16 protein-coding genes and 2 pseudogenes are annotated in these 18,753 nt (G+C 62.8%); 11 read left to right on the top strand and 7 right to left on the bottom strand.

All coding sequences use genetic code 11. The features are described 5' to 3' along the window. Positions 1 to 150: 150 nt before the first annotated feature. The 4 genes and pseudogenes from E3T34_RS01610 to E3T34_RS01595 all read left to right on the top strand — a co-directional run bounded on the left by E3T34_RS01610 (position 151) and on the right by E3T34_RS01595 (position 4,119). On the top strand, positions 151 to 2,139 hold the full coding sequence (locus tag E3T34_RS01610) for an aconitate hydratase (protein ID WP_134341953.1): 1,989 nt from the start codon (positions 151 to 153) through the stop codon (positions 2,137 to 2,139). A gap of 72 nt (positions 2,140 to 2,211) precedes the next feature. After that, positions 2,212 to 2,405, top strand: a pseudogene (gene gltD, locus E3T34_RS16285) (glutamate synthase); the annotation flags it as partial. A 200-nt stretch (positions 2,406 to 2,605) separates the two neighbouring features. Continuing rightward, positions 2,606 to 3,259 (top strand): DUF2249 domain-containing protein, encoded by a 654-nt coding sequence (locus tag E3T34_RS16840; protein WP_134341952.1) that lies wholly within the window; start codon positions 2,606 to 2,608, stop codon positions 3,257 to 3,259. A gap of 278 nt (positions 3,260 to 3,537) precedes the next feature. After that, positions 3,538 to 4,119 (top strand): IS30 family transposase, encoded by a 582-nt coding sequence (locus E3T34_RS01595; protein WP_134341951.1) that lies wholly within the window; start codon positions 3,538 to 3,540, stop codon positions 4,117 to 4,119. 357 nt (positions 4,120 to 4,476) lie between these two features. Here E3T34_RS01595 and E3T34_RS01590 read toward each other — a convergent pair whose 3' ends face one another. Then, positions 4,477 to 5,403, bottom strand: a complete 927-nt coding sequence (locus E3T34_RS01590; protein WP_104171202.1) for an aldo/keto reductase family oxidoreductase — start codon at positions 5,401 to 5,403, stop codon at positions 4,477 to 4,479. 194 nt (positions 5,404 to 5,597) lie between these two features. Then, positions 5,598 to 7,550 carry an Ig-like domain-containing protein gene (locus tag E3T34_RS01585; RefSeq protein WP_134341950.1) on the bottom strand — a complete coding sequence of 651 codons (1,953 nt, stop codon included), beginning with the start codon at positions 7,548 to 7,550 and terminating at the stop codon, positions 5,598 to 5,600. A gap of 413 nt (positions 7,551 to 7,963) precedes the next feature. Between E3T34_RS01585 and E3T34_RS01580 the strand changes: the two genes are divergently transcribed. Further along, positions 7,964 to 9,340 (top strand): serine hydrolase, encoded by a 1,377-nt coding sequence (locus E3T34_RS01580; protein WP_134341949.1) that lies wholly within the window; start codon positions 7,964 to 7,966, stop codon positions 9,338 to 9,340. Between the two features lie 325 nt (positions 9,341 to 9,665). Here E3T34_RS01580 and E3T34_RS01575 read toward each other — a convergent pair. Together E3T34_RS01575 and E3T34_RS01570 are read right to left on the bottom strand one after the other, a co-directional pair. Continuing rightward, positions 9,666 to 10,262, bottom strand: a pseudogene (locus tag E3T34_RS01575) (carbonic anhydrase family protein); the annotation flags it as partial. An 18-nt stretch (positions 10,263 to 10,280) separates the two neighbouring features. Next, the gene (locus E3T34_RS01570) at positions 10,281 to 10,463 is read right to left on the bottom strand and encodes a hypothetical protein (RefSeq protein WP_134341947.1); all 183 of its coding nucleotides are present in this window, start codon (positions 10,461 to 10,463) and stop codon (positions 10,281 to 10,283) included. A gap of 192 nt (positions 10,464 to 10,655) precedes the next feature. Here E3T34_RS01570 and E3T34_RS01565 point away from each other — a divergent pair, with 192 nt between their 5' ends. The 5 genes from E3T34_RS01565 to E3T34_RS01545 all read left to right on the top strand — a co-directional run bounded on the left by E3T34_RS01565 (position 10,656) and on the right by E3T34_RS01545 (position 15,204). Beyond that, the gene (locus tag E3T34_RS01565) at positions 10,656 to 11,222 is read left to right on the top strand and encodes an RNA polymerase sigma factor (protein ID WP_104101734.1); all 567 of its coding nucleotides are present in this window, start codon (positions 10,656 to 10,658) and stop codon (positions 11,220 to 11,222) included. Continuing rightward, positions 11,209 to 11,817 (top strand): hypothetical protein, encoded by a 609-nt coding sequence (locus E3T34_RS01560; RefSeq protein WP_134341946.1) that lies wholly within the window; start codon positions 11,209 to 11,211, stop codon positions 11,815 to 11,817. The genes E3T34_RS01565 and E3T34_RS01560 overlap by 14 nt, the downstream gene beginning before the upstream one ends. A 210-nt stretch (positions 11,818 to 12,027) precedes the next feature. Continuing rightward, positions 12,028 to 12,561 (top strand): TetR/AcrR family transcriptional regulator, encoded by a 534-nt coding sequence (locus E3T34_RS01555; protein WP_134341945.1) that lies wholly within the window; start codon positions 12,028 to 12,030, stop codon positions 12,559 to 12,561. Further along, positions 12,558 to 13,226, top strand: coding sequence for a GAP family protein (locus tag E3T34_RS01550; RefSeq protein ID WP_134341944.1), 669 nt, complete (start codon positions 12,558 to 12,560; stop codon positions 13,224 to 13,226). Before E3T34_RS01555 ends, E3T34_RS01550 begins: the two co-directional genes overlap by 4 nt. A gap of 523 nt (positions 13,227 to 13,749) precedes the next feature. Further along, positions 13,750 to 15,204 (top strand): M1 family metallopeptidase, encoded by a 1,455-nt coding sequence (locus E3T34_RS01545; RefSeq protein WP_241977309.1) that lies wholly within the window; start codon positions 13,750 to 13,752, stop codon positions 15,202 to 15,204. Positions 15,205 to 15,527: 323 nt separating this feature from the next. Here E3T34_RS01545 and E3T34_RS01540 read toward each other — a convergent pair whose 3' ends face one another. Beyond that, a complete protein-coding gene (locus tag E3T34_RS01540; protein ID WP_104101671.1) occupies positions 15,528 to 15,983 on the bottom strand; it encodes an SRPBCC family protein in 456 nt (151 codons plus the stop codon). A 1,223-nt stretch (positions 15,984 to 17,206) separates the two neighbouring features. On the opposite strand from E3T34_RS01540, the gene E3T34_RS01535 reads away from it, so the two are divergent. Continuing rightward, the gene (locus E3T34_RS01535; RefSeq protein ID WP_134341943.1) at positions 17,207 to 17,848 is read left to right on the top strand and encodes a DNA-3-methyladenine glycosylase; all 642 of its coding nucleotides are present in this window, start codon (positions 17,207 to 17,209) and stop codon (positions 17,846 to 17,848) included. 40 nt (positions 17,849 to 17,888) lie between these two features. Here the strand turns inward: E3T34_RS01535 and E3T34_RS01530 are convergent, their stop codons facing one another. Together E3T34_RS01530 and E3T34_RS01525 are read right to left on the bottom strand one after the other, a co-directional pair. Further along, positions 17,889 to 18,098: a DUF2945 domain-containing protein gene (locus E3T34_RS01530; protein WP_104171222.1), complete on the bottom strand. Its 210-nt coding sequence runs from the start codon at positions 18,096 to 18,098 to the stop codon at positions 17,889 to 17,891. A gap of 80 nt (positions 18,099 to 18,178) precedes the next feature. Next, positions 18,179 to 18,712 (bottom strand): DUF488 family protein, encoded by a 534-nt coding sequence (locus E3T34_RS01525; protein ID WP_134341942.1) that lies wholly within the window; start codon positions 18,710 to 18,712, stop codon positions 18,179 to 18,181. Between the last annotated feature and the right edge of the window lie 41 nt (positions 18,713 to 18,753).

The following is an 18,753-nucleotide window of genomic DNA, read 5'->3' as shown; positions in this document are numbered from 1 at the left end:
TCTTTCCAGTACAGAGGACGTCCATTCTCCCTGGAAAAGCTAGCCCCAGCGCCACGAGTGGCCTACCTTGGGGACGAGCGGAATACCCCGGAGGCCAATTCGCTACCGCCGTATGTCGGCGGGCACCGCTATCGAGTAAGGAAGCTCACCGTGGCATACAACGTCGCCCAGAAACTCATCGCGTCGCACCTGGTCTCCGGGGAGATGGTGCCGGGGACCGAAATCGGCCTGCACATCGACCAGACCCTCACCCAGGACGCGACCGGGACCCTGGTCATGCTGGAGTTGGAGGCGCTGGGACTGGATCGCGCGCGCACGGAGGTTTCCGTGCAGTACGTCGACCACAACCTGTTGCAGGCCGACAGCAAGAACGCAGAGGACCACGACTTTCTCCGCTCCGCCTGCCAGCGGTTCGGCCTGTGGTTCTCGAAGGCCGGGAACGGGGTGTCGCACCCCACGCATATGCAGCGGTTCGGCATCCCCGGCAAGACGATGGTTGGCTCCGACAGCCATACTCCGGCCGCCGGCTCGCTGGGGATGCTGGCCATCGGCGTCGGCGGCACCGAGGTGGCCCTGGCCATAGCCGGCGAGCCCTTGTACATCAGGATGCCCGAAATCTGGGGCGTGAAGCTCACCGGACAACTGCCGCCGTGGACCAGTGCCAAAGACGTCATCCTCGAAATGCTGCGCCGGCACGGCGTCAAGGGCGGCGTCAACCGGATCATCGAATACTACGGCCCCGGCCTCGCCACCCTGACCGCGATGGATCGGCACGTGATCGCCAATATGGGCGCCGAACTGGGCGCGACCACCACCGTTTTCCCGGCCGACGCTCAGGTGCAAACCTTCCTGCGCGCCGAACAGCGCGAGCAGGATTTCACCGAACTGCTCGCGGACGAGGATGCGACCTACGACGTGACCGGGGAGATCGATTTGGCTTCGATCGTGCCGTTGATCGCGCTTCCCAGCTCGCCCGGCAACGTCGTGCCGGTGCGCGAAGTGGCGGGGCGCCCGGTGGGACAGGTCGTGATCGGGTCGTCCGCGAATCCGGGCCTGCGCGATTTCGCGATCGTGGCCGCGATCACGAAGGGGCGGCAGTCATTCCCCGGCCTGTCCCTCGACGTGAATCCCAGCTCCCGGCAGATTCTGCAGGACATGACCATCATGGGGGCCACCCTGGATCTGATCGGGGCGGGGGCTCGACTGCATCAGTCCGGCTGTATGGGCTGCATCGGCATGGGCCAGGCCCCAGCGAATGGCAGCATCAGCCTGCGCACGATGCCGCGCAACTTTCCCGGCCGCTCGGGCACCCAGGAAGACTCGGTCTACCTATGTTCGCCGGAGACGGGGGCCGCCGCCGCGCTGACGGGACAGATCACCGATCCGCGGGACCTGCCCGGGCTCTTCGGCTTGGAATATCCCCAGATCACACTTCCGGCGGTGTCGAGCGTGAACCTGGCGATGCTCGAGAAGCCCTTACCGCCGGAGGAATCCATAGCGGTGCACCTGGTCAAGGGCGAAAACATCTCCTCGTTGCCGGTCTTCGGACCGCTCTCCGAGCACATCGAGGCACCTGTCGCCCTGATCGTGGGCGATGACATTTCGACGGATGAGATCCTGCCGGCGGGTGCGCGCGTGCTCCCTTTCCGCAGCAACGTCCCCAAGCTCGCCGAATTCACCTTCGACCAAGTCGACCCGACCTACCCGACTCGCGCTGCCCAAACCCGAGATACGACCGGCCACATGATCGTCGCCGGTGCCAACTATGGGCAGGGCTCCTCTAGGGAGCACGCCGCGATCACCCCGCGCTTCCTAGGATTAAGGGTGGTGCTGGCGGTCTCGTTCGCACGCATCCACTGGCAGAACCTGGCCAACTTCGGCGCGCTGGCGCTCCAGTTCGCGGATGCGGCCGATCACGATCGCATCGCGCAGGATGACGTGCTCGTGCTCGACGGGATTCGTGAGGCGCTCTCGAACGGAACGGAGATCCTCGTGCGCAACACAACCCGTGATGAGATCTACTCCGTGCGCCACGAACTCTCGACCCGGCAGATCGAGATGCTCCTCGTCGGTGGCCTCATCCCGTGGCTGCGCACCCGGAGCGCGCGCGGAGCCGCCGTTCCTGAGGAAACCAAATAGGCCCGCAAAGTGTCATTTTGCGGCAAATTTTCATTCTGTGACGGTAACCGCATCCAGTGCCCGACCGATCTCAATATCGCATCTGACGGTGAGTACCAGACCAGCCACGAGGGCGTGTCCGGCGCCGGTGATGCCTGCCGGGGACAGTCGCTCATCGTCTGGGCCTTCGCTGAAGGTCGCGCCGCAGCAGCCGTCGATCGTTTCTTGGAGGTGAGACGCAGCTGCCCTCCCCAAGCCAACGGACCACCCCTTCGCCATCTAATTGACTTTCAACCCAACGGCGGCACTATGCGCCTAGGCCGCGCGGAAAACGGAGATCAACAAGCATGAGATCCTCGAAAATCAGCAGACTCCACGCGCTGGCAGCGTGGCCGGCTCCGAACTGAGAACGGGCGGCACCGACCAGCCACGCGCGGCAATCACAGCACCGTTGACACGCGCACAGCGGTAGCGGAGCATGAGGGAAATGGAAGTTGAGAACGACATGCAAAAAAAGTCGCTCACCGCACTCGTGCGCCACCATCTCAATCACGCACGGGACGCATCCAGCGGTCGCAGCGCGGAGACCGTTTACGGCGGCCACGTGCACGTCCTCCGGCAAACGCTGATCGCGCTCCGTGCCGGGCGACGCCTTGGAGAACACGACAACCTGGCTGAAGCAACCGTGCAGGTCCTCGAGGGGCGGGTCGTTCTCACCTCGGGTGGCGCATCGTGGTCTGGATGGCGCGGGGACCTGATCACGATGCCGCCGGGCCGCAACTCGCTGGAGGCTGTCGAAGACGCGGTCATCCTGCTCACCGTGGCGAAGCTCATCGCTCCGGCGCGGCGTCCTCCGCCGATTGCACTCGGCAAGCCGACGGCAGATGGGGGCCGTGACGGGACGACCGAGGGGACGGACACCATCGTGCTCGACGCCCGCACCATCCCGCACGCCATCCGGCACGCGGCCGTCTTCGGCGCGCTCGACGCCGTTGTGCCGGGGTTCGCCCTGGACGTGATCGAACCGCACGACCCCCAACGGATGCTGGCGGAACTTCAGCAGAGCCAGCCAAACACTTTCGACGTGAGCTACATCGAACGAGGCCCGGAGCTCTGGCGGGTGCGTTTCAGCCGCGCTTAACCGACAGAGCCGACCGGTGAATTCGGGGAAGTTGTTGGTGGCCAGGAGGCGTTCGATCTCTTGGCGGCCGTCATCGCGCCAAGTAAGTCCGTTCCACTCCAAATATTTCCCCACCTTGACCGCCAGAATCGTCAACAGTACGCGGCACGCTGAGGAGCAACCAAACCACCCGCATTTCCAGTCAGGAGAACCGAATTCCCGTGGAGTAAACGCGATGGGGAGACCATCCCTGCGGATGATCTCCCCGGAAACCGTGTGAATGGCGACTAGCTGAAGGAATCTCCACAGGCGCAACTGCTGCCCGCGTTCAACAGTGGAGACCCAGGCAGATCAGTCACCAGCTGCGGATCGATTTTCCGGGACAGCCCGAGATGAACGTCGTGCACGAAAGTATCTATCGGGCTCTGTATTCGCCGCACGCAAACGGGCTGTCCCGGGGAATGGCCCGTCACCTCCGAACCGGGCGCCGCGGGCGTCCGACCCACCGTCACACGACGAAACGGCGTTCGAGGTTCTCCGGCCCGCTGCTGGGCGAGCGCCCCGTTGAGGTCGACACCCGACTGGTTCCCGGCCATTGCGAAGGCGACCTCGTCTGCGGAACCTTTAACCGTTCAGCCATTGCGACCCTCGTGGAACGCACCACTGGCATGCTCCTGCTCGTGCACCTGAACGGCAAACGCGACGCCGCCACCGTCCGTGAACGCGTCGGTCAGGCCATGTCAGGGCCGCCGGCGCACCTACGAAAATCATTGACCTGGGACCAGGGTTCGGAAATGGTTGAGTATCTGCAGTTTCAGACCGAGACGAACATCCCGGTCGCCATGCTGATTTCCTGGTGTCGGGATATCTCCGCTCCCTGATCCCAGGTCGTCGAGGGGCGCAGCCTGCGTCGCGACGGCCACCGACAGCCCCGCGTCCAACTCCTCCCAAAGCGACAAACGAACGCTCAAAGGCGACAACGGTCGAGCCAACAACAACACCCCACAGAACTCAGGGTGTTGCGCTCACCACCTGAACTCGCCGACGACCTCATTGGCGTGATGTCCACCTTGCCGACGGCACGCCCTTCTCGGGTCATCATTGTCGACGTAGCGTAGGCGGGTGATTCCCGGCGGCACGGCCGACAAGCTGCACGACCCCTCGTGCAATTCATCGCGTCGCTGGCCGCCGGGGTTACCTGCATCTGGGGTCAGGAAGACGATGTGGAGCGCTCCTGTTTATGGGAGGACATGCCCAGCGGTCGTGAAGAGGCGGTACCACTCCTCACGGCTGAGCGGAATTTCGGACCCTGCGGCAGACTCCACCACTCGCGCGGGCTTGGTCGTCCCCAGGACCACCTGAATGTTGGCCGGGTGCCTGGTGATCCAGGCGACCGCGATCCCCGTCGGCGTGACCCCGTGGGCGGCGGCGATGTCATCGAGGGCGTCATTGAGCGGGCCGTAATTCTCCCGGTCGCCCACGAACACGCCGTCGAAGATGCCGCTCTGGAATGGCGACCAGGCCTGCAGGGTGATGTCGTTCAGTCTGCTGTACTCGAGGAGCCCGTTGTCGCGGTCAATCGACTGGTCCAGCCCTGCCATGTTGGCAGCAACTCCCTGCGCGATCAACGGCGCGTGGGTGATGCTCAGCTGCACCTGGTTGAAGGCCAGCGGCTGGTTGACCGAACGCTTCAGCAGTTCGATCACCCCGGGCGTCTGGTTGGAGACACCGAAGTTGCGCACCTTTCCCGCGGCGTGCAGCGCGTCGAACGCCGCAGCAACATCCTCGGGCTCGACCAGAGTGTCCGGACGGTGCAGCAGCAAGATATCCAGGTAGTCGATGTTCAGCGCCGCGAGAGACTCGTCGACCGAGCGGAGGATGTGCTCCTTGGAGAAATCGAAAAAGCCCTGACGGATGCCGACCTTTGACTGAATGATGACCGCCTCACGCTCTGCGTCCGTGAACGTGACCGCGTCACCGAACCGCTTTTCGCAGCCGTGCGCGCCACCGTAGATATCGGCGTGATCAAAGAAATTGATGCCGGCATCCCGCGCGGTGCCGACGAGAGCGCGGATCTCCTCATCGTCCATGTCCGAGATCCTCATCATCCCGAGAATGACATTGGATGCCTGCAGATTTGTACGCGGAGGGTTGTATATCTTCATCAGACCATCCTGCCCTACTTCGAATTTCTGCCAGCTCGCGCTCAAAGAAAAACCAAGGGGGAAGAGGGAGCCGAGAACCGAGTGAACTTTGCACCGTCAACGGACGCATGGAATCGTCAAAAGTGGTCGAGAGCGTGTTGGATCTGTCTTCACAAACAGCACTCATCTTGGGCCATCGCCTAGGTGGTGGTGAATCAATCTACTCGAAGAAGGTTTTCTGAGAAAGACCGGCGGCGTTTGCGGACGAGAAGAAGTCCCGTCAGGAAGAGCAGAGTCGCGAGAATTATCGGTTGGCCAGGGTCGGCGCCCGTGGCTGCGAGAGATCGACCAGCATCGACTGGCGGGCCGCCTACCACGCCGACCTTCACTGTGACAGTGGCGGTGTCGCAATTGCCGTCAACGTCACAAACTTTGTAGGTGAAGGAGTCGGTGCCGGTGTAGCTGGAGTCGGGCGAATAAGTTACCTCTCCGACATCAGGGTCAACATCGACGGTGCCGTGGCTGGGGCCGGCAACGATCGAGACCGAAGTCGGGTCAAGATCACCATCACGGTCAGTGTCATTGTCGAGGACATCGATGACTACTGGTTTGCCGGTAGTCGTGGTCACGTCGTTGTCTGCAGCAACTGGTGGCGTACTGGTTGCCGGAGGAGCCGTAACCCTGACTGTGACGATTGCGGTGTCGCAACGGTCTGTGGTGTCGCAGATCTCATACGTAAACGTATCGGTCCCCGTGTACAACGAGTCCGCGGTGTATCTGATCTCACCAGAAACAGGGTCGACCGAGAAGGCACCGTGTGATGGCGCCACAGTCACCGACACGGTCGTGACATCGAGATTTGCGTCGACGTCCGAATCGTTGTCCGCGACATCAATCACTAATGTGTCACCGGAGACGGCCGGCGAGCTGTCATCAACAGCCACCGGCGAAGACTGAACCACCGGAACTGCAGTGACGTTGAGGGTCACCGTGGCGGTGTCACACACCGGTCGACCATCACAAATGCGGTACTCGAACGAGTCCGAGCCGACATACGAACCCGACGGCGTGTACGTGACAACACCCGTGGTCGCGTTGACCGACGTCGTCCCGTGGGCAGGCGGTGTCGTGACCACGACCGATGTCAGATCCAGGTCGCCATCAACATCAGTGTCATTCGCCGGAACATCAACCGTACGGGCCACCCCAGAAGTCGCCGCAAACGGCCCATCATCAACAGCCACCGGCGAAGACTGAACCACCGGGTTCGTGGCGGTGACGGACTTGGTATACGTGCCGAGATCGGAGTTGTAGTGGTACGAGGAGCCCGAATAGTCGTAGATGTTTGCATTGACAAGACCGGTACCTGGAGCTTTTACCAAGGCTGTGACCGTGACCACGATCGAGTTGCCGCCTGCCTTGCCCGTCCCTAGACAGGACCTGTAGGACCCACTTGTCGTAACCGGGTCCCATGTGCACGCGTTGGCGTAGAAACCGGCGGTCGGCGGACCGCCAGCCCCTGTTTCTGGCTGCGTATAGGTGCCAGTCACGGACAGAATTTCAAAAATGGTGCCGTCAAGTGAGGGCCCAGCGGACAGCTGCTCGTAACCCTGTGTGGCAGTCTTTCCCGTCAGTGAGTAGCTGACTGTCTGACCGACAACAACATTTGTCGGTCCTGTCACGGAGGTCACTGCGTTGCGGTTTTGAGAGACGAGCTTCTCAACGTAAATCTCGCGTGTCGTCGGGGTGCTCACGGTGGTGACTCCCGGGGCCGCAGCCGAAATCGTGAAGCCACGTTTGGCGTTGTAGGCCGCCGCATCGCGTGTGATCTCGACCGTCCACCATAGCTTCGTGCACGAATTGGCAGCGATAGCGGGAACACTTTTTGTCGCAGTGCTGTCGAGATTGATGTAGGTATTGGCAGTCGTCCAATTCCATGCCACGTCAACACCGCTAACCGCCGTGCCGGTTACGTTGCATACCTTGGCACCAACCGAAAACTGGTTGGGCCCTGACGTAACACTGTTGCTGTCCAACCCGACGACGTTCCACTCGGTGGGGGTGATCGTTAGCGAATTAGTAGCGGCAGAAGCGGGTGAAACGCACACAGCGAGAATAATGGCGCTCAGGGCCGTGATCGCACCAACGCGAAATTTGACAGGAATCAAGACAGGGGCCTTTTGCTAGTCGGGTTTCTCGAGGGTGCAAGTTCCTCCGAGCAAGACCATGCCGCCGCTAGGTGTCGGTGGCGAGATCTTGAAGATCCTGTCAATAAGGGTCCGGACTGTACATACCCCAGTTAGGGACTGTGCGGAAGCCGGATTGAGCCAAACACATCGCATCCGACGAGACCGGTGGAACACCGCTACGGGCCCGACGGTCTCGGTATGGGCCACATACTGCCCGAGGGGGGCGATTCGCTTAGCATTTAAGATAATCCGACGCGCGTGAACAGGGGCAAACTTGAACCAACCTCCGAGCGATCTCAAGACTTTTTTCGACCGGGCCGATTGGATGCGCAACTTCAGCAAGCCGTCCGAGCCCGAGTACCCGAATCCGTTCGACCCGGCACAATTGAACCATGACCCCGCTCCCCCGCAGCACCCCCGAGGCCGAGGGAATCTCCTCCGCCGCCATTCTCGATTTCATCGCCGCGGCGGAGGCGCAGCTCGAGAGCCTGCACAGCCTCATGGTCGTTCGACACGGTTGCGTCATTGCGGAGGGCTGGTGGTATCCCTTCGCGGCGCAGCATCCGCACCTCATGTTCTCGGTGAGCAAGAGCTTCACCTCGACCGCCGTCGGGCTCGCCATCGGCGAGGGCCGGCTCACATTCGACGACCTCGTCGTCGACCTGCTACCAGACGACCTGCCCAAGCAGATCCACCCGCACCTGGCCGCGCTGACTGTGCGCCATCTGCTCACCATGACCACGGGGCATCCGACCGATACGGTGTCCCTCGCCGACGACTCGCACGGTGACAACTGGGCGCGCACCATCCTGGCCCAGCCCCTCGAGTTCGCGCCGGGCACCCACTACGTCTACAACAGCGGCGCGAGCTACCTGCTCTCGGCGATCCTGCAGCGGCTCACCGGAGAGCGTCTGTTCGACTACCTCACCCCGCGGCTGTTCGACCCGCTCGGCATCATCGGCGCCACGTGGGAGTCCTGCCCGCGCGGCATCGACGCCGGCGGCTGGGGGCTCTCCCTCACGACCGAGCAGCTCGCGACCTTCGGCCAGCTGCTGCTGCAACGCGGCGAATGGAACGGCACGCGACTCGTGCCGGCGGAGTGGATCGACGAGGCCACCCGGGTGCAGGTGGACACGTCGGGCACCGAGCACGACGTCGACGGCCGTCAGGGCTACGGCTACCAGTTCTGGCGGAACCGGCCGACCGGTTACCGCGCTGACGGAGCGTTCGGTCAGGTCTGCCTCGTGCTTCCAGAAACGGATGCCGTGGTCGTGCTGACTGCGGCGCTCCCGACCGCGCAGCGCGCGCTCGATCTCGTCTGGGAACACCTGCTGCCCGCTTTCACCGACCAGCCGCTCGCAGAGATACCGAGTGGTCTTGCCGGAAAGCTGGCGGGCCTCACCCTGCCGACCGTCGTGGGCGAACCCACGTCACAGACGGCGGCGCGGGTGGCGGGCGTCCGCTTCGACTTCGACGATGCGGACGTGACCGCGGTAACTTTCGAGCCGGGACTGCTCACGATCATCCGTGGCGGCGTGGGCCGGCGGCTAGCCTTCGGCCACGGCGAATGGGTGGCATCCGCCGATGCCCGGGTACTGGCGAGCGGCGCGTGGGTCTCCCCCAGCACTCTGGTCGTGCGGGCGCACAACGTGGGCACGCCGTTCTCGCGCACGTACACGCTCGAGTTTCGGGATGACGCGTTGACCCTCGACATCGAGCAGAGCGTGGCGTTCGGGGAGCTTCCGCGGACTCACCTAGTCAGCCGGTAGCTGCTCAGATCCCCGTGGTCCCGTGCCAGAACGTGCCTCGCATGATGGCGATCGCGAGGAGACACGGCCAACTACACGGCGTTCGGTATTAATCCGCGCAGATAGGCGCGAAGGACTGGATCACAGACATAGACGATTTCGTCGCGGACTGAAATTTCGTCCATGCCGCAAACCTAGCAGTGTCGAGTTCCATCGGACTTTGGCGGCAGATGCGAGGCCTTCCAGCGAAGCCTTGCTGCTGGCGAACTTCAGCCTGCCCACAATCGCCACTAATGGGTTCCGGGGCCCGGAAGCCCCGGCGCGCTGGCCCGGAACGACCCGGCCGCTACCCCTCGATCCCGAGCTTCGCGGATCCGCCAACCACATCCCGGTCCCCCAGTGGCTGCGCCGGCCGTGCGTTGTGACTGTGTGTGCCTTCAAGTGTGCCGATCTGCTCCGCCGACATCGAGATCGGCGTGCTCGTCACGACCCACTGCACATCCTCGGTGCACGGCGGTGTGGTCAGACTGCCCGAGTACTCGTAGTTGTCCAGCGACCGCGGCAGCACGGCCGCGATATCCATTGTCACGTCCTCGTCGTCAGCCATATGCGTGGCCCTGTCGATGAACGGCGCCAGGACGCCGGATGTTTGCCCCTCGGCCACGAGGATGCCCAGCACCAGTGGATTGCCAGCCGCATCCGCGTGCACCAGGTGCAGCTCGGCCGCCGCCGGCTGGCCGTTCACGGCGTGCTCCGACGGCACGTGGGCGTGCATCTGCTGCAGACTGTACTCGTCGCCGGCGAAAGTCAGGGTCTCGCCCTCGCCGTCGGCCTCGAACTCCACCGCGTGCCCGGTGTCGAACACATCGGCCTCCGCGTCCTCCGCGCTCAGCTGGATGACCGAGCTCGGTGCGGGCATGGTCGCGGGCAGGTCGATCGGGGACTGGGCGGTGCCCGCGCCTCAGGCCGCGAAGCCGGGGTCCACCTCCGCCCACGATGCCGGTCCGCTCGCGCCGTCGCAAGACCATCGCGCCGGCTCCGCCACCGGTGGCTTGCTCGACTCCGGCGCGGGCTGGGCGCAGCCGACAAGGGTGATCGCGGCCACCATGAGAGCTGAGGTGATGAGCCAGGGTCGTGCGGACATGGGAACTCCTGGAAAACGGCATAGAAAAACGCCACACCGAACATGTGGCGTGACCACTCTTGTGACAGAGCTGCTTTCCCGAATTATCCTCTCGCTGCACCCGGTCTACGGTCACCGCCGATCTCCTGCAGTGCGAAAGCACCTCGCCTGAAATCCCCACGCCCCTGCCGGACATCCCTCAGTATGAGAGTTGTGACCGACACCGATCGCGAGAAGCGGATGCATAACCTCGCCGTGCTCGTCGTCGACCCTGTGCGCCGCTATCTGCACCGCCGCACCGACGCCGCGACGGCCGACGACGTGATCGGCGACACTCTGCTGGTGTGCTGGCGCCGCCTCGACGAGGTGCCCGACGACGCACTTCCCTGGGCGATCGTCGTCGCTCGACAGTGCCTCAGCAACGCTCAACGCGCCGAGCGCCGGCGCATCCGTCTCATCGGCCGCATCATTGCCATCGACCCGCCGCCGGCCGCTGCGGACGAGAACCCCGCAGCATCCACCGTCGATGGCGCCGCCAAGACGGCCCGCGTGACCACCGCCCTCGCCGGCCTGCGTCGAAACGACGCGGAGATCCTGCGGCTGTGGGCATGGGACGAGCTGAAAAGCCCGCAGATTGCCGTCGTGCTCGGCATCAGCGCGAACGCAGCGGCGATCCGCCTACACCGTGCGAAGGCTCGCCTCAAGCAGGAGCTACTGAAATCCGGCGACCCGACCGGACATGTACCGTACGACGAAGGGAGCGAAGATGCACGACGATGACCGTGCGCTGCGCGATCAGCTGCGTGCCGCCGATCCGGCCCGCACGCTGCCCCCTGCCTCGCCGACATGGCTCGACCACAGAATGGAGCAGATCATGACCGACCAATCCCCTATCACCACGACCGCCACCCCCACGGCGCCGCGACGCGCCTTGCGGCGGTGGATGCCGGTGGTCGGCATCGCCTCCGGCCTCGCCATCGCCGCCGCAATCGTCGTGCCCCTCGTCGTCGTCGGCCCGGAGCCCACCGTCGAGGCGTTGCAGCCTCCCATGGACGGAGGCCTCGCGAGCGGCAGCTGCCTCAGGCTCGAGCCGGCGACCGTCGCGGCGCAGGAGCAGGCGTTCGCCGCGACGGTGCTGCAGATCCAGGGCGACACCGTTCTGCTGGAGGTCAGGGAGCGCTTCGCTGGCGACGTCGCCGACCGCGTGGAGGTAACGCAGGTCGACGCGATGACCTCCGACTTCTCGGGCGTGCCCTTCGTGGTCGGCCAGAGCTACCTCGTCGGCGCAGTCGATGGAACGATCACCGGCTGCGGCGTCACCGGGGCCGACAGCGCTGAGCTTCGCGCGGTCTACGACGCAGCGTTCCCTGGCTGATCCACGCCCGCGAGCGGATGACGGGACCGGTGCCGGAATCGTCACATCTGGTTTCGGACCCCGCGGCGGTCAGTGAGACCGTTGTGTCGTGCCCCGGAAGAAAACGAGTTTGCCGGATGCGACAGTAACTCACTGCTGCGCCGGGATAATCTCCTGGCCGATCAACAACGATGTCCGACCGACCGGTCGGTTCGCATCTAGGATGGTCCCATGGATCGTCGGTCACTTATTCTCAGCGCAGCCCGAAACCTCACTCTCGAGCGCGGTGTTGTGCCGTCCTTGAACAGCACCGCGAGTGCTGCGGGGGTGTCGAAGGGCGGACTGATCCATCATTTTCCTTCGCGCGCGGCTCTTGTTCAGGGCTTGGCCATCGGGGCGTTGGAGGAGCTCGACGTAGCGATGCTTGCGGCGTCGATGGAGGGCCGGGCGGCGGAAGCCTGGCTCAGGCTTTCCGTGCCGACGGGTGATGACGTGGCTCTGTTCCGAGCTTTAGCGGTCGCGCACCGGGCGGTCGAGTCGCCGGGTGATGACGTCGCTACCGCCGCGCAGGAAGCCGGCTCTCGATGGGAGGCCATGATTCAGAAGGAAACGGGCGACGTCACACGCGCGCGGGTGATCCGCCTCGTCGGTGACGGACTCGCAGCCAACGTGATCGCCGGCATCGAGCCTGCCCCCACCCCCGCACAACTCGACGCACTCCTCGACGCCCTGATCCCTCGACCCGGTGGTGCGTCAAAACAATGAGTGGAGCGCTACTGGGCGCGATTGCCGGCCTAGCGGCCCTCGACGCCTTCAATCCGGCGACCATCGTCGCCGTCACACTCATCCTGCTTGTTGCACCCAGTCGGCCCGGACTAACGGCACTGGTGACCATTCTCGGCGCGGCCACAACCGTGTTCGTGGCGGGTGCAGCACTGTTTCTCGGCGCTAGCGCAGCCGCAGGCGCCGTCGGCGGCATTGTGCTCGCGCTGCGCTATGTCGCCTTCGGGGCAGCGGGAGCCGCGGTGGTTATCGCTGGCGTTCGACGCTTCCGAACCCGACCCCGCAAACCCATCGAACTGCCCACGTGGTTCACCCCGTGGACTGCATTCCCTTTTGGCGCACTACTCACGGCCGCCGATCTGCCCAACGCGTTCCCCTACTTCATCGCTATCGAAAGGCTCCTCGACGCGCAAGCCAGCACAGGTGAAGCGCTCCTGGTGCTGGCCGGGTATACGGTCATCTACTGCTTACCCTGCCTAGTGCTCCTAGTCATCGGCCTGCTCTCTCGCCAACGAACCCATGCGCTCCTGGCCCGCATCACCAACAGACTCGGAACCGGAGACGTCCCAGCGTCACATCCGGCGGCGATCGCGCTCATGACCCTTGGTCTCTTCGTCGGGACTCTGCCTCTCTGGGCTCTCAGCTAACATCGTCCGCCCCTTCTCTCTGGGTCTTCATCCTGTCTGGCCATTCGCGACGCATGGGTCTACTACCTCCTCGGTAGCTTCATCGAAGTGGTACTTCTCATCGCCATTGCCGTAACCGCATGGAAGTGGCCGCCGACTCAAGTCGCATACTCACCGACGTAGGCAACCAAGGCGAAGAGCCCGCGTCACGATCCCACGGACACCCACTCGCGGGAGCAACGACGCCGGGTGCACTGTGCTTGCTGCGCCAATTCCATGAGCGCGGTTGATGTTGCCGGAGATGGGCACTAGGTTGTGGATTCCCTGAATTTAACCGTCGTCTTCACGCTTTTCTCCAGTCCAGCCAGTCCATATTCGACCTCACTCCCAATAAAGGAGATGTCCCTTGGATTCATTGAGAAGGCTCACAACCGTCGCACTCGCGGGGTTATCCGTGTTCGCTTTGGCCGCCTGCGGAACCGGAACAGCCGTAACCCCCAACGCGTCCGACGCCAGGGCGAGGTTAGCTCCAGCGGTCGCAATCGTGCCGACAACGGTCGCGTCTGGCGCATTCAGTGAGACGGCGCAGGTCTCCCTTGGGAAGGACGGGGCGCGCTCTACGGCCGGCGCGGCCGGAAGCGGTGACGCGTACTTCCCCAACGCCGGCAACGGCGGGTACGACGTCCAGCACTACGACCTTGCCCTTCGCTACATGCCGCCGACGGAACCCACGGTCCTCACAGGCCGCCTCAGCGGCGTCGCGACCATCACACTCCGCGCGAAGCAGGATCTGCAGTCGCTTAACTTCGACTTACGCGGCCCCGACGTCTCGTCGGTCCGGGTGGACGGCAAGGCGGCGGCACACGGGAAAGCGCAAGGCAAAGACAGCGCCGAGTGGTCACAGAAGCAGGACAATGCAAACCGATACTGGGAACTCACCGTTGAGCTGCGGCCGAAGCTCGAAGCAGGACAGACGACGACCATTGTCATTGAATATGGCGGGATCACCGGGCGGCCACTAGACACCACCGGGGCCCTCTACGGGTGGGTCACCACTGCTGATGGCGCGATGGTGGTCAACGAGCCCGATGGAGCGGCGACCTGGTACCCCGTGAACGACGACCCGGAAGACAAGGCAACTTACAGGTTCCGCATCACGGTGCCGGCCGGTAAGACAGCTGTGGCAAACGGGCTGCCCGCCGGGGCGCCCAAGACAAAGGCCGGCTGGACAACATGGACGTGGCGGGCATCCGACCCGATGTCCAGCTACCTGTCGACGGCGAGCGTAGGCGACTACGCCTTGTCCCGCGACGTGAGTCCGGACGGTCTGCCGATCATCAATGCGATCGACGATGGAGTGACGGGCGCGCCTCTTGCAGAAACAGCGGCGGCACTCGCGCTGCAGCCCCAGATGATCACCTTTCTGGAGGCCCAATTCGGGCGATACCCGTTCGAGTCGTTCGGCGCCATTGTCGACGACGACTCGGTCGACTACGCCCTGGAGACTCAGACCCGCCCGGTGTACTCCGAGGTCGCGGACGAAAACACAGTGGTGCACGAACTGGGGCACCAGTGGTTCGGCAACTCTGTGACCCCGGCTGATTGGAAGGACATCTGGCTGAACGAAGGCTGGGCGACCTATATCGAGTGGCTCTGGGCAGAACATCAGGGCACCGCATCAATTTCCAATCAGTTCGCCGACACGGTGGCATACCTGAACGCAAACGACGGCTGGGCACTCAACATCGCAGACCCGGGTCGCGACAGCCTCTTTGCGAATCCGGTCTATCTGCGAGGCGCGGCTACCCTGTACGCATTGCGCGCGAAGATCGGTGACGACGCGTTTTTCGCCGGCGCCCGCTTGTGGCTGACTGAGTACGACGACTCGAATGCGACCACTGCGGACTTCGAAGCCGTAATGGAAGAGAGCTCAGGCCAGCAACTCCAGACTTTCTTCGACGACTGGTTGCGCGAAGGCGACCGCCCGGCAATGCCCTAGCCACCAGCGCAGTCCCTGGCAAGGAGAACCCGAAGGTTCACGGCTCGATGTGCCCCGAGCAATCGAGCCCGACTGACTTCATGCGCCCGGACAAAGTGAAACACACAGCGTTCGAGACCATCCGACACAGGTGAACACAGAAAAACAGCCGGAGCTACGGCGCTGAAGAAGAATTCGCAGCCACACGAAACCGCAAGATCCACTCAAACCAGAAATCGTTCCTGAGAAGCCTCAGGTGCGATTTCTTTATATTTGCCTTCACTGATCCGGTTGACCGACGACTCTATCCAGTAGCGCTTGCCGAGGTTGGTCTTCCGGCAGCGTCAGGCCTTCACATCTCCGCGCCATCCGCCGTCGGAGGTTCCCTTCGCCTCGATGAACTCCTTAAAGTTCCTGAGGTCTTTTTTAATGGCGTGATCGTCGATACCGAGAGCGGCCCCAGCCTTCTCAAGCAGCCCTGTCGCCTCCCAATCAAGCTGTACCGTCACCCGTGTCTCGTTCGCGGCCAACTTATGGAACGTGACAACTCCCGCGTGGTCAACCTGGCCGCCGGTGCTGTTCCAGGCAACACGCTCGTCAGGGTGCTGCTCAGTTATCCGAGCCTCAAACTCGCGCTCCACGCCACCGACTTTAACCTTCCACTCGGTGAGAGTGTCGGTCACCTGCGTGACGGATTCAACAAAACTGAGAAACTTTGGAAACTCCTCGAATTTTGTCCACTGGTTATACGCGACGGTAACGGGAACGTTGACGTCGACAGTCTCGATGGCGTTGGGCATGGTGACCTCCTAATGCGAATTCGACGGATGAAATAGTTTCTGCAATCCCATTCACAGTACCGAAGGCTAATCCAAGGTCAACCCGGGTAAGGAAAAACTCGCGGGAACGAGAAGGTTCCTGTGCGTGGAACCTCAGCAGCGTGAACAGGCGATGGGACGGGCTGAACGACGGGCGAGGGAGACTCTTCAGAATCTCTCTCGGTCCCAGGGCGACGGGCGACCAAAATGCACTTCAGATCGATGACGATCGCGGCCGTGGGGATAAGCGACGTCGCCCCGGCACCCAACTCTTGCATGCCGTGCAGAATCGCCTCGACTGCCGCTACGGCGGCATCAAGGGGTGCGCTATCACGCGGGCCATCGTCCGGGGCACGCAAGGTTTCTGCGACTGCGTGCAGGGCATCGCTGAGAACCGGAGGCAGTTCGGGCGGCAGCTCAAGGGGAATCGGTTTACCCCAGATCATGCCCGCAAAAACCTCGGACAGGTTGCGCACGTGAAAGGTGACGTTCTCCAGGGCCGCGAGGCCCTCCTAGTCAACAACAAGATTTCTGCGGTTGAAACGAGCGCGAGGGTTACCCTTACGACTCTCATCGGCGCGTTGCACAGCCGACCTGACGTCTCGTGCCGCGTCCGTGAGTGCGCTGCCCCTGGTCGCCCAGAGTTCACGCTCGGGAGGCCAACTCCCAACCAAGGCCACGCCGATATCGCTGAGGTGCGTGGCGAGGGTGCCTCAAAAACTGCTCAACCGCTCGACCTCCGCCCACAGTAAGCCATCGCATGCCTCCGATAAGGGGGCCGAGGCCGATGACCAGCCAGATCGTCTAAACGCTGGGCTCGCTCAGGATGAGCACGGCCCCGGCGAGGGCGATTCCGAAGGCCAGCCCAGCGAGGGTTTGTAAAGCGCTGCGGAGCGAACGCATGAGGGTTGGGTGCATGCTCAGAAGTGCGCCCAGCGGCGCGTAGTACCGCAATTCCTGAGCGTTTCCAGGGAGGAAAGGGAACGGTGTCCAGGCAATCGCCACAGCAACAGAGATCTCGGTGATCTGGAGGAATCGCGGAGGTTGGAGACGACGACGAACCGACGTCACCGTCTCATGCCGCTGCATCTCTTGCGCTGCTCATTCAAAAAATTATTTCGCGTGACGTTGAGACCAGATCAACTTCTGAGATGCTCTGAACGCTCGTTCGCGCGTTGCTCGCCAGGAATGCATACGATAACCAAGTGACTTTGCCGAACGGATTTCATCTAGCGAACCGAGAGTTCTTTGCCCGCGAGGTGCTCAATGTCGCACCCGAAATTCTCGGCTGCATCCTTCAACGCACCGATGACGACGGCATTGTGACCATTCGAATTACCGAGGTCGAGGCGTACGCGGGTGAACGCGACCCCGGCGCACACGCCTATCGGGGCCAGACGAATCGGAACAAGACAATGTTCGGTCCCGCCGGGCACCTCTACTGCTACTTCACCTATGGAATGCACCACTCGCTGAACCTCGTCGCCGGACAACCAGGACAGCCATACGGTTGTCTCATCAGGGCGGGAGACGTGATGGGAGGTGCCGCCATTGCCCGCAGCCGTCGAGAAAGTAAACCACGAAAAGTTCCTCTTCCCAGTAGCAGTTTGGCGCGGGGCCCTGGCTGCGTTGCCCAAACCTTCGGGGCAACCCTGGCAAACGACGGTGACGATCTTTTTGGCGGACAGTGGAAGTTTTTCGTTCCGGATGATGGCCTGGTGTTACCCCACCGAACCGGACCACGCGTTGGCGTCAGCGGACCCGGCGGCAATGCGATGAATTTCCCCTGGCGATACTGGTTAGCTGATGCGGCATCCGTCTCAACCTACAAACCAGGCCGCCCGTAACCGTGGCTCGCCGTTTGTCTGCATTGGTGGCCGCGGGTGGTTATATTTTCGTCAGGGCCTCGCCCTTGTGCATCGCCACGTGGTCGGTCGTGTCACTCGTGATCTCGTACTGCGGATCATCGGGACTGCAGCGGTGAGTGTGCCCTTTGTATTCCACGTCTATCGTATGAATTTTCGCGATGGTGCCGTGTACATGGCCGGCCTCGGAGTTCCAGCGCACGTGATCGCCGACTGAGTATTTTTTTGTCATTGGTATGCCTTCCACTGCCATAATGATGCTCTCGAACGTATTCGCTGTACCAGCTTGCTTCGAATTGGCACCCTCGGGTTTCACTCTTCCGGTGGATACCAGAGGCGGTTACCATCGACTTTCGCGAAGCTGGTGAGGGTGTGGGGCTTGGTCGAGGTCAGGCTCATGATGTCGGCAACCTGCAGACCGCGAGCCAGCAACGCGTCTCCGATCAGTGATCGGTGACAACGCCAGGGCACGGCCTCGGCACACATGATCGCCACCGTCTGCTTCTTCGTCAGCGCCACCAACTCGTCAACGCCGGCAACGAACTCGGGCGTTTGCATGTAGTCGGCATAGTTGCGAAAGCTTCTGTTACGCCACGCTCCGTTGATAGATGCTTCTGCCGCCGGAGTATGCCGTAACCCGCCTAGCTCGGGAAGTCGCTGATAGTCAATACCTGCCTCCGGCATGCTTGTGTCGAGTTCGTGTTCCCCAAATTGTGGGTTGTGACTAGACCCGGGAACGGTGCGAACGTCGATGAGTCGTTCGACACCATTTGCTTTCAACATTCCAACGAACTCATCAACGGGATGAGTGGAATGCCCGATCGTGTACACACAGATTCCAGCCATACTCCCATTGAACCGCACGTGCTGAAGCCCGCATCAGACAT

The organism is Cryobacterium sp. TMT1-62 (assembly GCF_004403145.1).
Taxonomy (GTDB): Bacteria; Actinomycetota; Actinomycetes; order Actinomycetales; family Microbacteriaceae; genus Cryobacterium; species Cryobacterium sandaracinum.
The sequence above is the reverse complement of the archived record's forward strand: the minus strand, read 5'-3'. Positions and strand labels throughout refer to the sequence as shown.